This window comes from Paraferrimonas sp. SM1919 (genome assembly GCF_010993985.1).
In the GTDB taxonomy this organism is placed as follows: Bacteria; Pseudomonadota; Gammaproteobacteria; order Enterobacterales; family Shewanellaceae; genus SM1919.
Window position 1 is genome coordinate 19,248 of sequence record NZ_WINH01000023.1, and the last position, 14,417, is coordinate 33,664.

The 14,417-nt window shown below is 43.7% G+C and carries 12 protein-coding genes; 4 read left to right on the top strand and 8 right to left on the bottom strand.

Translation table 11 applies throughout. From position 1 onward, the window contains the following. Window positions 1-12 precede the first annotated feature (12 nt). From panB to sfsA, 6 genes are all read right to left on the bottom strand, one after another. Window positions 13-807, bottom strand: coding sequence for a 3-methyl-2-oxobutanoate hydroxymethyltransferase (panB, locus tag GFB48_RS13715; protein WP_163936871.1), 795 nt, complete (start codon window positions 805-807; stop codon window positions 13-15). A gap of 15 nt (window positions 808-822) precedes the next feature. Beyond that, window positions 823-1,299, bottom strand: coding sequence for a 2-amino-4-hydroxy-6-hydroxymethyldihydropteridine diphosphokinase (folK, locus tag GFB48_RS13720; protein ID WP_240464879.1), 477 nt, complete (start codon window positions 1,297-1,299; stop codon window positions 823-825). Continuing rightward, complete coding sequence (gene pcnB / locus GFB48_RS13725) at window positions 1,296-2,552, bottom strand: polynucleotide adenylyltransferase PcnB (protein ID WP_240464881.1); 1,257 nt, start codon at window positions 2,550-2,552, stop codon at window positions 1,296-1,298. Before pcnB ends, folK begins: the two co-directional genes overlap by 4 nt. Window positions 2,553-2,759: 207 nt before the next feature. After that, entirely contained in the window at window positions 2,760-3,638 is an 879-nt protein-coding gene (gene gluQRS / locus GFB48_RS13730) for a tRNA glutamyl-Q(34) synthetase GluQRS (RefSeq protein ID WP_163936874.1), read from the bottom strand. Window positions 3,639-3,674: 36 nt separating this feature from the next. Then, window positions 3,675-4,118, bottom strand: a complete 444-nt coding sequence (gene dksA / locus GFB48_RS13735) for an RNA polymerase-binding protein DksA (RefSeq protein ID WP_163936981.1) — start codon at window positions 4,116-4,118, stop codon at window positions 3,675-3,677. 140 nt (window positions 4,119-4,258) lie between these two features. Beyond that, the gene (sfsA, locus tag GFB48_RS13740; RefSeq protein ID WP_163936877.1) at window positions 4,259-4,978 is read right to left on the bottom strand and encodes a DNA/RNA nuclease SfsA; all 720 of its coding nucleotides are present in this window, start codon (window positions 4,976-4,978) and stop codon (window positions 4,259-4,261) included. Between the two features lie 50 nt (window positions 4,979-5,028). On the opposite strand from sfsA, the gene hrpB reads away from it, so the two are divergent. The 3 genes from hrpB to GFB48_RS13755 all read left to right on the top strand — a co-directional run bounded on the left by hrpB (window position 5,029) and on the right by GFB48_RS13755 (window position 10,631). Next, entirely contained in the window at window positions 5,029-7,548 is a 2,520-nt protein-coding gene (gene hrpB / locus GFB48_RS13745) for an ATP-dependent helicase HrpB (RefSeq protein ID WP_163936879.1), read from the top strand. Then, complete coding sequence (gene mrcB / locus GFB48_RS13750; protein ID WP_163936883.1) at window positions 7,549-9,864, top strand: penicillin-binding protein 1B; 2,316 nt, start codon at window positions 7,549-7,551, stop codon at window positions 9,862-9,864. 86 nt (window positions 9,865-9,950) lie between these two features. Beyond that, complete coding sequence (locus GFB48_RS13755; protein ID WP_163936886.1) at window positions 9,951-10,631, top strand: hypothetical protein; 681 nt, start codon at window positions 9,951-9,953, stop codon at window positions 10,629-10,631. A gap of 58 nt (window positions 10,632-10,689) precedes the next feature. On the opposite strand, the gene GFB48_RS13760 is transcribed toward GFB48_RS13755, so the two are convergent. Next, complete coding sequence (locus GFB48_RS13760; protein ID WP_163936889.1) at window positions 10,690-11,688, bottom strand: succinylglutamate desuccinylase/aspartoacylase family protein; 999 nt, start codon at window positions 11,686-11,688, stop codon at window positions 10,690-10,692. A 155-nt stretch (window positions 11,689-11,843) separates the two neighbouring features. Here GFB48_RS13760 and yjeH point away from each other — a divergent pair, with 155 nt between their 5' ends. Next, window positions 11,844-13,112 carry an L-methionine/branched-chain amino acid transporter gene (gene yjeH, locus GFB48_RS13765; RefSeq protein WP_163936892.1) on the top strand — a complete coding sequence of 423 codons (1,269 nt, stop codon included), beginning with the start codon at window positions 11,844-11,846 and terminating at the stop codon, window positions 13,110-13,112. 62 nt (window positions 13,113-13,174) lie between these two features. Here yjeH and GFB48_RS13770 read toward each other — a convergent pair whose 3' ends face one another. Beyond that, window positions 13,175-14,407 carry an MFS transporter gene (locus GFB48_RS13770; protein WP_163936894.1) on the bottom strand — a complete coding sequence of 411 codons (1,233 nt, stop codon included), beginning with the start codon at window positions 14,405-14,407 and terminating at the stop codon, window positions 13,175-13,177. Between the last annotated feature and the right edge of the window lie 10 nt (window positions 14,408-14,417).

Sequence of the window (14,417 nt, forward strand, 5' to 3'; positions counted from 1 at the left end):
AAAAACAATCAATCAGTTAAATGTATGTTCGTCGCTTGGGAAAGTGCCTGCAGCCACTTCATCCTTGTATAGCTTAATTGCTTTATGGATATCACCGGTTATGCTTAGATAGTTTTTAGAAAACTTAGGAATATAACCGGTCGAAATACCAAGTACATCATGCATAACTAGAATCTGGCCATCAGTATCTTTACCTGCGCCAATACCAATTACTGGAATGCTAAGCGCTTCAGTGATACGTTTCGCTAATTCTGCTGGAATACATTCAATCACCAACAGTTGCGCTCCGGCTTGCTCTAGGGCGATGGCATCATTAACCATTTTATCGGCCGCTTGTTGATTTCGACCTTGAATTTTAAAGCCACCAAACACATGTACAGATTGCGGTGTTAAACCTAAATGTGCGCATACAGGAATACCACGCTCGGTTAATGCAGTGACGGTTTCCAATAACCAGCTACCACCTTCTAGCTTAACCATTGAAGCACCCGCACGCATTAATTTAGCTGCCTCGGTCATGGCTTGCTCGGTGGTGGCATAGCTCATAAATGGCATATCGGCGATCACCAGTGCATCCTTTGCGCCGCGACGTACACAGCGAGTGTGATAGCAGATGTCGGCAACGGTTACGGGTAAAGTATCTTCGTGTCCTTGTAATACCATACCCATAGAATCACCAATTAATAGTACTTCTATGCCTTGTTTATCAAATGCTTCTGCAAAGCTGGCATCATAGGCAGTGAGGGCTGAAAATTTTTCGCCCTGTTGTTTCATTTTTAATAGTTTTGCTGCAGTAATTTTAGCCATCTGAATAACTCTAATTTAATTAAGTCGATGTAAAGCAGGTGTTCCAAGAGCATCAACTAGGGTTTGTACCCCTGTGCCACATGGAAGGAGTAGTTGTGGGGCAATTTGAGCCAAAGGCTCTAACACGAAATTACGCTGTTTCATGCCATAGTGGGGCAAAGTTAAGCGCTCAGATTCCATGCAAAGATCGCCCATCAATAAAATATCTATATCTAGGGTTCTAGGACCCCAGCGCACCTCGCGGGTTCTTCCTTGGGCATTTTCAATGCTCTGGGTTAAATCCAATAATGCTAAAGGTGCTAAATCGGTTTCAATCGCGACTACGCCATTGACGTAATCCGGTTGCGCAACTTCACCCATAGCTTCAGAAGTCACCCATGAAGAAACATGCAATACTTGTATTGCGGGGGCTTGGGTTAATGCGGCAACCGCATTATTTAATTGCTCAATAGGGGCGTCTAGATTGGCCCCTAGTGCTAAATAGCAAATCACCCTTGCTTGCTCAATTTAGGTTTGGTGTTACGGCGAGGACGACGACGGCGTGGTTTACTGCCTTTATCGCTACGCTTAATGAGTGCTTTACGACTATTTTCATCGCCATCCACAAACTCTCTCCACCAGTTGGCTAGGGTTTGGGTGCGTTCACCTTCAAGTTCAGCACGCATTAACAACAAGTCATAAGCGGCTCGGAACTTTGGTAATTCAAACAGTTTAAAGGCTCTGCCGTTAGTACTGCGCTCAAGGCGTAATTGCAATTGCCAAATGTCTTTGGTGAGTGCAGTGTGTCTTCTTGGAACGGCAACACAGCGACATTGTTGCTCTAACACATCACCCATGGCCGCCAAGTAAGCATCATAGCGAGACAGACCGGATTCATTACTGATATCTTCCGCGCGTCTTGTTAATGGGTACCAAAATAGCGCAGCATAGAAAAATGCAGTGGTAACACTTTTATCCGCATTGATACGATCATCTGTCGCTTGCATCACCTTATAAGTCATGCGCGCAGTAATATGATTTTTGTTTTCAGCAATCGCACCATCGATGACAGGCATCAATGATTTGAATAATCCTAACTGATGCAGCATATCAAGGTTGCTGTTCGCGTGACCATGGAAAAACAGTTTTAACACTTCTTCATGCAAACGTGCAGCAGGAATATCACTTAATAATGGGCTTAATTTTTTAATTGGTGCTAAGGTCGCAGCATCGATGGTCATGCCCAACTTAGTGGCGAAACGCACTGCTCTGAGCATGCGCACAGGATCTTCTTTATAGCGCTGCTCAGGATCGCCAATCAGGCGTAAAGTGCGTGATTGGAGGTCCTTGAGGCCACCGCCATAACTGCGAACGCTAAAATCGCTGATGTCATAGTACAATGCGTTAACCGTAAAATCACGACGCTCAGCATCCTGATCGATGGTGCCGTAGACATTATCACGAAGCAGACGACCAGAATTATTAGCTTTAGCGGTTTTATTATCGCCATCACTGTGGTGGCCACGTAAGGTAGCAACTTCGATGACTTCACGGCCAAATAAAATGTGCGCAAGGCGGAATCTGCGGCCAACTAGGCGGCAATTTCTAAATAAACGCTTAATTTGTTCTGGGGTTGCATTGGTGGCGATATCAAAGTCTTTTGGAGCAAGGCCTAATAATAAATCGCGCACACCTCCGCCCACTAGGTAAGCCTTGTAGCCAGCCTTGTGCAAACGGTATAAAACTTTAATGGCATTAGGGCTGATGTCCTTGCGACTGATTTCATGTTGGTCGCGACTTAGGACTTGTAAGCTTAGGCCGTTTTCAGTGGTCTGCTGATTTTCATCAGTCGTAAACCACTTGTTATAAATATTTTTAATACGGTTGAAAATGGGGCACCTCGAAATTTAACAACCATGGAGTAAAGAACCGCGTAATGATATAACACCTTAGATAAAATGAATATCCTTTAGTCAGTTTACGTGATGAAGCTGGTTAGATGTTGGAATATTTTTGATGGAAAAGTGCGCTAGGGCATAGTTTAATTGCTCCTGTGTCGGGGCTTTTTCCATTTCAACCGGTAATGGCTGACCTAAAAAGGCCAAGGCGTTAGCAATAATTTCTGATGCATCCAAATGATAGGTTGCTTTGGCATGATTCTGTTTTGAAAGTTTACGTCCATCTGCCATTACCGCCAAAGGTAAATGTAAATACTGTGGAATGTTTTGTCCAAGTTGTTGATAAAGTGCCATTTGCCATGGAGTTACCGCGAGTATGTCACTTCCCCTAACAATTTCTGTAATGCCTTGATGTATATCATCACACACAACAGCAAGTTGGTATGCAAATAAATTATCTCGACGGTGAATTAAAAAGTCTTCCGAAGCTTTTTGAGGATCAACTTGCTGAACACCTAAAAGTTGATCATAAAATCTGCCATCACTGCCTGGGTTTACTAAACGAATGGCCTTATTATCATCGTTAAGTTGCATGTTACGACAGTGGCCATCATAAATGCCACCAAGGGCATTGATGCGCTTGCGCGAGCAATTACAGCGATAGGCTAAATTTTTTTGCAGTAATGAATCTAAAGTTGCCAGATAACGTTCACTGGCTTGAGATTGATAATATACCTCACCATCCCAATGTAAACCTAAGCGATCTAGCTCTCTAATAATTTGCTCAGCGGCACCTTCTGGTTCGCGGGGAGGATCAATATCTTCAATACGAAGTAGCCATTTGCCATTTAAAGACTTTGCTCTAAGGTAGCTTCCTAAAGCTGCCACAACAGAGCCAAAATGCAAAGGACCTGATGGTGATGGCGCGAAGCGGCCAATGTATTTTTGGGTCATATCATCAAAAAAGGGGCCGTAGCCCCTTTTGTGCTGTTAGCCAGCCATTTGCTTTTCTTTGATTTCAGCAAGGGTTTTGCAATCGATACATTGATCAGCCGTTGGACGAGCTTCTAAGCGGCGAATACCGATTTCGATACCACAAGTGTCGCAAAAACCAAACTCATCTTCATCGATAAGCTTCAAGGTTTTTTCAATCTTTTTAATTAACTTACGCTCACGATCACGGGTACGAAGCTCTAAGCTGAATTCTTCTTCTTGAGCAGCGCGATCTACCGGATCTGGGAAATTCGCAGCTTCATCTTGCATGTGGCTAAGGGTGCGATCTACTTCTTCACGCAGCTGCACTCGCCAAGCTTCTAAAATTTTACGAAAATGTGCGAGCTGTGCTTCGTTCATGTATTCCTCACCAGATTTCTCTTGGTAAGGATCGACACCGGCAATGGCCATTACGCCTAATCTTTTATTGCCTGCTGGCATCATAGTTCTCCTATAAAATCTCTGCACTTCATCGAGACGATTGAAATTGGGCGCTACTTATACAGCATAAAAGCGCTTTTATCAAACATTAACCAAAAAATATTTGGCATTATTTTGCGCAGAATAAAAAATATCCATATTTACAGTAAGTTATCACAATTAAAATCAACTTTTTTATTAATTGTGATGGCGTTTTCAGTGATGCTGCAGCCATAAGCTAAAACTTCGACGCCAGCATCCAGAGCTTGTTTGAGTAATTGCCCATACGCAGGGTCAATATCTACTGCCACACTAACAATGTCAATACCTGTATGTTGGGCTACGAACATTAATACGCCACGGTGCCCTTGTTGGACGATATTTATGAGCTCTCTGATGTGTTTTTGAGCGCGTGTAGATACTGCATCTGGGAACCAGCCTTGGCCCTGCTCCCTAAGTAAGGTAACGCTTTTAACTTCTACGAAACAATTTTTTCCTGAATCGGAACTGAGCAAAATATCAATTCTTGAATTCTCTTCACCATATCTGACTTCAGTTTTAAGGTTCTCATAGCCTTGCAGCTCTTTAGCAACACCATTTTGGATAGCTTCTATCGCTAATTGATTGGCAAATTGCGAGTTAACGCTAATCCAATCTTGATGGGGGGTACGGGTAAGCTGCCAAGTAAATTTAGTTTTACGCTGTGGATTATTACTGGGGCTACACCAAATGGTTTCACCCGCAAATAAACAATTAGTCATTGCACCGGTATTGGGGCAGTGAATGGTGGCTTGCGAACCATCACTAAAGCGTACATCAGCTAGAAAACGTTTATATCGCTTAATTAATATGGCAGGAACTAATGGCGGCTGGTAATTCATGTTATCTCGTGGTTAGCAACAAGATGCGATAGCCTGCCATAAGCTCAAAAATGTTCAAAGTTAAAATTATTAATTCATCTGTTAGACTAGGGCTAATCTACTTTAATTTGTATTGTATTGTGACCGATTTACCCATCACCGAAATTTTTGAACCGCTAAAACAAGCGTTATCAAGCCATAACCAAATCTTGATTCAAGCCCCTACCGGTGCAGGTAAATCAACTGCGCTGCCTTTAATGTTAGTCATTGAGAGAGTCGTTACAGGCAAAATTATTATGCTTGAGCCAAGACGTATCGCAGCTAAAAATTTAGCCTTGTACTTAGCCGGTGAGCTGGGTGAAGCTGTTGGCCAACAAGTTGGTTATCGTATTAAAGGGGAGTCTAAAGTTTCTAACGCAACCCGTTTGGAAATTGTTACCGAAGGGGTACTCACTCAAATGATTCAAAGTGATCCTGAATTAACGGGCATCGATATGGTGATTTTTGATGAATTCCATGAAAGGCATATTGCCACAGATTTAGGCCTAGCCCTAGTGCAAGATGTGCAGCTTGGCTTTAGGGAAGATTTAAAAATGTTGCTGGTATCAGCCACCCTAGAAAAGCAAAGCATTACTGAGCTATTGGATGATGCGCCTATGCTGGTCAGTGAGGGTCGCAGTTATCCGGTCGACATTGAATATGCGCCCGTGCCAAAACAGCAAACCATGCTTAACCACTGCCTTAAACAAATACTCGTGGCATTACATCGGTTTCAAGGTTCACTGTTGGTATTTTTACCCGGCCAAGGTGAAATTAAACGCATTGCTGAAGAACTTCAACCCCAGCTAGATAGCAACACTATTGTCGCGCCTTTATATGGCAACTTGTCGCCAAGGGCTCAGCAACTGGCTATCCAGGCGGCACCTTCAGGTAAACGTAAGGTGGTGTTAACGACTAATATTGCCGAATCCTCCTTAACCATTGATGGTATTAAGGTAGTGATTGATGCCGGCTTAGTTAGGCGCAATCAATTTAACCCGCGAACCGGTTTGGATAAACTCATTCTCGCTAAAATCTCTAAGGCTTCTGCGACCCAGAGGGCGGGCCGAGCAGGACGTTTGTCTGCAGGCCACTGTATCAGGTTATGGTCTGAAACCGAACAACAGGGATTAAGGGACCACGAATTAGCTGAGATTCACCGCAGTAGTTTAACGGATGTCGCTTTTGAGCTGAGTCGATGGGGCGTAGCAAATTTTGCTAATATGAATTTACCCGAGCAGCCACCATTGGCGCATCAGAACATTGCTTGGCAAAGGTTACAGTCGCTGCAATTAACCGATGAATCAGGATTAACCAAACTCGGTCAGCAGGCCAGCGCCCTTAGGGTACGCGCTGAACATGCCAGTATTTTAACCCATGGTCGATTACTTGAAGCAGACAGTCCTGGTACTCTGGCACTGGCCTGTATTTTGGTTGCCATTTTAGAAGAGTCCCATCTCGCCAAAAGCTTTAATACGAGCGATATTGAAACTTTAGTCAGCCAGTATCACAAGGTTGAGCAATGGCGAACTCGGGCCAAGCACTGGTTTAAACACACTCAGTGTCAGCAAACTCAAGCCGTTAGCGGATTCAGTGGTGTGTTGTTAGCTTGCAGTGATCCACTATTTGTCGCGAAAATGCGTCAATCAGGGGAATACTTATTGGCGAAAGGGTTTGGGGCTAAATTAAGCGAAGGTGATGCCTTATCTGGTCAGCCATATCTTTATTGCGCCAACTTACAAGAATTAGAAGGTCACTCGAGTGCCATGATGCGCTTAGTCGCTCAAATTAGCGAAACCCAACTAGAGCAATACCTTGGGTCGCAATTTATTGAGGGCTACGAGTTCGGTTGGCAAACAGGGAAAGATAAATTCAGTGCCAAACAGGTGACCAAATTAGGCGCCATTGTGTTTAAACAGCAGGCCGCTCAAAACTGTCCACCAGAATTGGTGTTACCAGCCATCGCCCAGCGCTTAACAAAAGGTGGCATTAATGAGCTTAACTGGTCTAAGGTAGCTACCGCCTTAAAGCACAGGCTAGCTAAGGCCGCTAATTTATATCCACAGCAAAAAATTCCAGCAATGGATGACGCTAATATTAGTGCCATGATTGTCGCTTATATTGACAACTACCGTACCGATATTAATCGTTGGTCTCAGGTTCAGCAGCTTGATTTATATGATATTTTGATGAATCAGTTGGATTGGCAACAGCAGCAATGGTTAGCGGTTACTTTGCCAAAAACGCTCACTTTGGTCAGTGGTCGTCAAGCTGAGTTAGATTACTCTCGAGACCAAGGAGTCATGCTATCAGTGCGTATGCAAGAAATGTATGGTTGTAGCACATCACCAACCATAGCTGATGGTAAAATTAAAGTGACCTTAGAACTGTTATCTCCAGCTCGAAGGCCACTCGCAATCACAGCGGATCTTGCCAATTTTTGGCAGGGTCCATACTTGGAAGTGCAAAAACAAATGAAAGGTCGTTATCCTAAGCACCCTTGGCCGGATGATCCCCAACACTACCAATATCAACCAAAAGGTCGCAAATAAATGGCATATAAGCGCCCACCGATAAAGAAGAAAGCACCAATAACAGCACCAAAAAAATCGTTCAAAAGCCGAATTTTGGGTTTTTTGTTTAAAATCAGCATTATCATTTTTGCTGGTTTATTTTTGTGGGCAATTTACTTAGACGGCCAAATAGCGAAAAAATTTGAAGGTCAAAAATGGCATTTACCGGCTCAAGTATTTGGCAGGGCTTTGCCGCTATTTCCTGACGCCGCGGTCAGTATTGGTCAAGTGATTGAAGAGTTGAAATTACTCGGTTACCGCAAAGTAGCCAATCCAAGTCAAGTCGGCGAATTTTCAGCTTCAGCGAGTAGAGTTGATGTTTGGCGCAGAGGCTTTTTACATCCCGATGGCTGGATGTCGGAAAACCGCTTTATGGTGAGCTTTGGTAACTATGGTGTTGAGCGCGTAAGTCGCCACAGTGATGGGCGAGAGATGGCAATAAATTATTTAGAGCCAATGCTGCTTGATCGAATGATCACCGCCGGCACAGAAGACCGAGTCTTTGTTCCAATGGCGCAAATCCCCAAAACGTTACAAGAAGCATTAATTCTGGTTGAAGATAGAAGTTTCTATGATCACTGGGGAGTCAACCCGATGGCGATTATAAGGGCGTTATGGGTTAATGTTAATGCTGGTCGAGCTGTCCAAGGTGGCTCTACAATTACTCAGCAGTTGGCAAAGAACTTCTTTTTAACTTCAGAGCGATCATTGTGGCGTAAGGCCCGTGAAGCTTTTATGTCTTTAATTATTGATGCCAGATACTCAAAGACTGAGATTCTAGAAGCTTATTTAAATGAACTTTACATGGGGCAAGACAAAGCCCGCGGTGTGCATGGCATGGGACTCGCCGCACAACATTATTTTGGTCGTCCGCTACCAGAATTGACACTTTCACAACAAGCCCTTTTAATTGCCATTATTAAGGGACCAAGCTATTACAACCCTTGGCGCTACCCACAAAGAGCCAGAGAGCGTAGGGATCTTGTGCTCAAAATTATGTACCAAGCTAAAGCGATTGGTAAGCAGCAGTATATCCAAGCGATTGAAAGTAGCATGGGGCTGAGAAAGAGTAAGAAATTAGCAAGACAACAATTACCTGCTTTTTTCTCACATGTACAACGTGAATTAAAGCAGCGCTATGGCGGTCGTTTAGCGCAATCTTCAGGCCTCAAGGTGTATACCAGTCTAGATCCGCTTGCTCAGCACCATGCTGAAGCGGCGGTAGTTGAGCAGATGCGACAACTGGCCAAGCGCACCAAAAACAACAATTTACAAATTGGCATGGTGGTAACCGATAAATACCAGAACGGTATAGCAGCTATGGTTGGTGATAAGGATGTCGATTATGCCGGTTTTAACCGTGCACTCGATATTCGCCGCCCGATCGGCTCCTTAGTTAAACCCTTTATTTATTTAACGGCCTTGTCCAAACCGGCGCAATATAACCTGTCTACGCCATTGGCAAACAACCCTCTGGAATTTGTAGGGCCCAAGGGTCAAATATGGGCGCCAAAGAATTATGATGAATCATTTGGTGGGGTAATGCCCTTACAAGAAGGCCTTGTCACTTCGATGAATCTACCTACGGTTAATTTAGGTATGGAGCTGGGGTTAGATACGGTTATTGCAACTTTAAAACAAGCGGGCTGGAACGAGCAATTAGAAGAAGTGCCGGCTATTTTGCTTGGAGCAGTCAATGGTAGCCCACTGATGGTGGCACAAATGTATCATACCATTGCTAATAAAGGTGTTTATCAGCAATTACGCTCAGTGGTGGCGGTATTAGATAATGATGATAATTTATTGGAAGTGAGCCGTGATAATCCTAATCAAATTTTCTTGGAGGGGGCGAACTATTTAGTTGAACAGGCCTTGCATCAAGTCGTTGAAAGAGGGACAGCTCAAAGATTGGGGCGGTCTCAACCCTATGCGGTATTAGCCGGAAAAACAGGTACCTCTAATGACAGTCGAGATTCCTGGTTTGTTGGTTACGACGAGAGAAACGTCGCAGCAATCTGGGTCGGTAGAGATGATAATGACACTACCTCACTGTTTGGAAGTTCAGGCGCGATGACTATTTATCAGGACTTTTTACAACGTCGAGCACCGATGTCATTACTTCTTGCGGTACCAGACACAGTTATTGAGGGTCATTTTGACCCCACAAATGGCCAAGCTATGGATAAAGACTGTCGAAATACAGTGGCTTATCCAGCTTTAGCGGAAGCCTATTTGCCATCCGATGATTGTGATATGAAAGCAGGTAGCTGGTTTAGAAAACTGTTTGGTGGTTAGTGGGCTGCTGATTTCATGAAGAATGATGACAGATTTTTGAAGGGGTCTTAATAGGCTTTAAGCGTCATTAACATAAGGAAATAAACTTGAGAATATTAAAAAGGATTTTAGCTGATGAGTGGCAACTTCTGACTTTTAGGCGTTTTAAGCCAGACCTGTCGCTGTTTAACTACTATTTAGCATTTGGGATAGGCTTTACTTGGCTTTGTGGTATTGGTCGATATTGGGATAACCCAAGAGCCGAACTTTGGCAGTATCTAGGTTTAGGCTCTGTTGCTTATATTTTTATCATGGCACTAATCCTATGGTTAGTCGTGATGCCATTAAAGCCAGCCAATTGGCGTTATAAAAATGTGCTGCTATTTGTTTCGCTTACTGCACCGCCTGCAATTTTGTATGCCGTTCCAGTTGAAAGGTTTATGTCTTTAGGCGCGGCTCAAACTGCTAATGTATGGTTTTTAGCGGTTGTGGCCACCTGGAGAGTAGCGCTATTGCTAAAGTACCTCATTAACAGTGCTAAATTATCTGGCACAACTGTGCTTGTTGCTACCTTATTACCATTAACTTTAATTGTTTCCAGTTTAACCGCATTAAATTTAGAACATGTGGTATTTAAGGTCATGGCTGGATTAACCGAAGAAGAAAAATCAGCTAATGACACTGCCTACCTGATACTGATGATCATCACCTACTTTTCAGTGATGACATTTCCTTTTCTTGTGAGTATTTACGCATGGATTGCTTATAAACGAAGAAAGCTAAAGTAAAGGGGTTGCTTTGTTCGAGACAGAATACAGAATGCTGTATCCTGTCTATTGTTAAATGTTATTTTAGCAATCGAACAATAAGGGAGCCGGGGGCTCTTACTGACTCGACATTATGACTGATCACTGTTGCTGAGGTAGGGCTGTAATATTCCTCAACAATGTCGCCAAAACTGTCAAATTGGCTGGCGAGGTGTTGTCCTTTACTCACCTTTTGTAGAAGATTGACATGACAAATAACAAATCCCCCTTGATTGGCTCGCACACTGGTAATTTGTTTACCTTCAATAAATTTTTGCTCAGTTAATTGAGCGCAGCCAGCAATCAATCCATAGTGCTTAAGTATATTTAAGATACCTTCAACCGCCCGCGCCACCATAGTTGAATCAGTGTAACGTCCGACACCTACTTCTAGAGTAATAGCTGGGATCCCAGCTTGGTTGTAGACGGTTTCTAATATTCCAGGATCACCTGGGTCATCCAAAATCACATCAGGGTTCACTAACTTTGCCATGTTAATACAATCATCGAGCTGATAATTGGCGAAGGCATATAAAGGATAAGCTGAACCTGAGGTTTGTGAATGTAAATCTATACCTAAATCAGCGTTAGGCTGAATGAGATTGATCCATAGGCTATGGGCAAAACGCTCAGCATCACTGCCGTGAGGATTACCTGGGAATATGCGATTCAAATTGGTCGAAGAACTGTCGGGAGCTGCACTATGATAATCTCGAGAATGGCGAGCAATTCCCGATAAATTCACCGTAGGTACTATGGTGACTGTGCCAGCTTGTATTTTGCTTTTTATGCTTCTAGCCAGCGTTTGTGCGGTTAATATGCCATTTTGTTCATCGCCATGAATTGCAGCAGTGATCACCAAGCGCTTACCTGGTTTTTGACCTTTAAAGACTAACACGGGTAAAGTCTGTGGGTGACCGATGGCGTCAGTGGCAATGGCAAACCAAAATTTATGTTCCCCAGCAGCGAGGCCATCCACATCTAAAGCTTTGATGGTTGGATAGACTGGGATCACACAATCTTTCAAGGAATGGGGCATGGACTCTCCATTATGAGCACTATGAAGTCTTTGATAACATATTAGATTTTCATGGCTGTTGGATCTCTTTGATGATAAATATAAAAGTAACTGTTAACCGTAGAAATTAGCAAGCCTTTTAGTGCTAGCTAGCAATAACTTGAAAAGAAAAAGTGATGATAATTCCCCATGGAAAAATAGGCCGCTGGCATGGTGCGGGTTTACTGGCGACCACTTTATTAGGAACCAGTGTCTTTATTTTGCCGCAAATGACGGTTGCGAGTGCCAATGCATGGGCGCTGTGGGCTTGGTTGTTATTGACCGTGACCATACTCCCTGTGGCACTGGTGTTTGCTAAGCTGTCAGCAAAATACCCCCACGCCGCTGGGCCTGCTTATTTTGTTGAAAAAGCGTTTGGGGTGATCAGTGGCAGAACCATCGGCATGATCTTTTTATGCATTGTGCCATTGGGGGCACCTGCTGCGCTTATCATGACTTATCAATTTGTTGATGCCATCTTTAATCTCCCCCAAGAGCAAGAACTGTGGGTGCAGCTGGGATTTGTCTGCTTTATTCTGCTAGTAAACTACCGGGGTATACAGTTATCTGCAGCGCTGCAGCTTAGTCTGACTTTTGCGATTACCGCTGTGGTGGTGCTCATGCTGGTGGCAACGGTTTCTACCCCAGTAGTCATAAGCGAGCAGCTTTCCATAGTTCAGCATTCAAATATGAACGCTATTTTAGCGGCAACGGGTCTAGCATTTTGGAGTTTCCTTGGCATTGAGGCCATGTCTCATTTAGCTGGGGATTTTAAAAGACCTGAAAAGGATTTAGTACCAGCCATTATGATCGGTACGTTATTAGTTGGGTTGATATACATGGCTTGTACCTATATGGTGCTTAGCGTGCCTAGCACGACTGAACTGCATATGGTGGGCGCGTTTGATGCACTATTGAGTCCTTATTTAGGTGATAGTTATGCCTGGGGACATTTAATTATTGGCACTCTTGGCATTGCAGGGGGCTTGGCAACCGTCAATGTTTACACTGCCAGCCTAGCCAGATTAATTTGGAGCTTCGCCAACGACGGCGTGTTGCCCAAACCTTTGCGCCGTAAAAATCGCTACGGCACCCCAATTACAGCATTATTACTGTTGTTGGTTGTGATGTCTTGTGTGTTAGCGGTAACCAATACTACCGGAATAGATCTAGAGCAGTTACTTAACTGGGTTAATGGTGTGTTTGCGGTTATTTATTTGGCATCTATGCTGGCCGCTTTAAAGTTGTTGGATAGTCGTTATCGCCCTGTGATTGCCTTGGGCTGTTTTTTCTGTGGATTGATGTTCTGGGGACTTGGAATAAGTATGCTTTACGCTGCTATTCTAATGTTGCTCATTGTGCCACTACTGAAGTGGCAACAAAGCAGGCAGGCGCTAGCAATATAGAGTTTAGGGATAGTGTATTGAATAAAGTAAAAGGGTATGAACATTTGTCCATACCCTTTTGTTTAATTGCCCCTGGGAAGCCTTTCTAGCAGGCGGTATAAGACCATCACCACAGCACAAAGTATTGCAGTAATCATAAACAGCTCTGGGCCTCCCCATAAATCGAGAATGATGCCGCCCCCTAAAGGTGCTAAGGCAAAGCCGAATTCATAGAAAGCTGAGGCACCAAAATACACCCCACGGAGGTGATCAGGTGCAATTCTATCGAGATGCACATTCATGGTTGGAAAGGTAATGGTTTCTGCAAGGGACATAATTATCACTGCTGCTATCCATAAACTAAAGCCATCAACTGGGTTTAATAAGAACCAAACCTGTGAAATTAATAGCAAAAATAAGCCGGCCTGAATACGATTGACCAAGGATATTCTCGCCATCAATTTTAGCAGTAGAAATTGGCTACTGATGATCACTAGGGCATTGGTAAAAATCATCGCGGCAACCAACTCTAGTACCTGTGGCGCACCAGATCGTTTTAAATATTGGATTAGTGAGCTATCCATTTGGGCATAGATAAACATGCATAGAATATTTGCAATGATTAAGCACTGTAGCAATTTATCCTGCCATAGGACTTTTAATATTTGGCTTTTGCTTATCACAGGTTTGCTAGAATCCTTGCAAAGCTGGCTGACACCAATATTCTTGCCTTCAGGTTGACTAAAGCCCCACATTAGTAAGCCTAAGTACAGCGCGAATGCCACTGCGGTAATATAAAAGCCAGATTGCTCACCTGTGATGCCAAACCATACGCCAACAAGTGGGCCGATAGCGCAGCCAACATTAACGGCAAAGTAGAGGCTTTGCATGGCCAGTTCACGGGTTTTGCTATCGCTAATGATATCGCCGACCGCCGCTGAGCTTAATGGCCGCCATAACGAAGTCGAGATTGAGCATAGCGTCATAATGACAATATAACTAAGCACAGTATCAGCTTCGGCTAATAGGCAGAATGAAATAATGTAGAGGATTGCGGTAAAGTACATTAATGGGCGACGCCCAAGCCGATCAGAGAGGGCGCTGCCGATAAAGCTGGTAAACACAGCAACTAGCGCACTGACTGATAAGATAGCACCGACTTCAGTGGCACTAAGTTGAAACTTATCATAGAGGATCACGGCCAAAAACGGCCACACCATATAATAGCTGCCGCGAGTAATAAATGCGCCAAATAGCAGTATCCACATTAGCAGAGGGAATTGCTTTACTCTTGATATTGATACATCCGATTCCATGGTTTTCTCT

Coding starts and splice junctions, on each gene's coding strand:
- yjeH (WP_163936892.1), top strand. CDS start 11,844: ATGATAATTCCCCATGGAAAAATAGGCCGCTGGCATGGTGCGGGTTTA.
- dksA (WP_163936981.1), bottom strand. CDS start 4,118: ATGCCAGCAGGCAATAAAAGATTAGGCGTAATGGCCATTGCCGGTGTC.
- hrpB (WP_163936879.1), top strand. CDS start 5,029: ATGTTCAAAGTTAAAATTATTAATTCATCTGTTAGACTAGGGCTAATC.
- mrcB (WP_163936883.1), top strand. CDS start 7,549: ATGGCATATAAGCGCCCACCGATAAAGAAGAAAGCACCAATAACAGCA.
- sfsA (WP_163936877.1), bottom strand. CDS start 4,978: ATGAATTACCAGCCGCCATTAGTTCCTGCCATATTAATTAAGCGATAT.
- GFB48_RS13760 (WP_163936889.1), bottom strand. CDS start 11,688: ATGCCCCATTCCTTGAAAGATTGTGTGATCCCAGTCTATCCAACCATC.
- panB (WP_163936871.1), bottom strand. CDS start 807: ATGGCTAAAATTACTGCAGCAAAACTATTAAAAATGAAACAACAGGGC.
- gluQRS (WP_163936874.1), bottom strand. CDS start 3,638: ATGACCCAAAAATACATTGGCCGCTTCGCGCCATCACCATCAGGTCCT.
- GFB48_RS13770 (WP_163936894.1), bottom strand. CDS start 14,407: ATGGAATCGGATGTATCAATATCAAGAGTAAAGCAATTCCCTCTGCTA.